The sequence below is a fragment of the Erythrobacter sp. CCH5-A1 genome (assembly GCF_001557115.1).
Lineage (GTDB): Bacteria > Pseudomonadota > Alphaproteobacteria > Sphingomonadales > Sphingomonadaceae > Erythrobacter.
The window spans coordinates 1-588 of record NZ_LSKQ01000101.1 but is presented as its reverse complement, the minus strand read 5'-3'; the positions used below and the strand labels follow the sequence as shown (position 1 = coordinate 588).

1 pseudogene is annotated in these 588 nt (G+C 56.3%); it reads right to left on the bottom strand.

The window, feature by feature from the left end:
- Window positions 1-588: pseudogene (locus AX708_RS20765) on the bottom strand (peptidase M23); the annotation flags it as partial.

The window sequence follows — 588 nt, the reverse complement described above, 5'->3', positions numbered from 1 at the left end:
GCGTCTCCCCGGTAGCATGTCTGTGTTGTGCGATTATGCTCGTAGAAAGCTTTGCAGCAGCATCAGCACCGATCGCAGCAACAATGCCATCCGAACTTCCAACACCAAGTTTGCCATTTACGCCTCCTGAGGCGCCGGCTTCGCCAGACAAAAGGAAAGATCTAGAGATGCTCTGCGAGTCGCTTTCGCTGAGGCCAAACCTCTCTTGAAGAGTATTTGATAGCGAACGAACCTGGTCGTTAAACTTCGACACGCTCGAATTGAACGCCGATCCATTCTCGTTCGAGGACGACGCGCTTCGGCTTGCGCTTTCGAGAAGCTCGGTGCCGGTGGAGACAGTGGCGCTACGAGACTCGGATGCCGCTTGCCGAAGCCCCTCTGCCCTGTTGAACCCTTGTGAAAGAGCCTCCCTGAAGTCCGATGCGAACCCATCGGAGCGCACCGGCTTGTAGGCCAAAGAGGAAATAGCCTGACGGGTGTCGAACGCATTGGCGCCATTGGCAAAGCCGGTCTCGATCCCGCCATCAGAATGCGTGAACGACCTCTTCCCGAACCCGGAGCCGTAGCTGAAGGTATCATCGTGCTTGT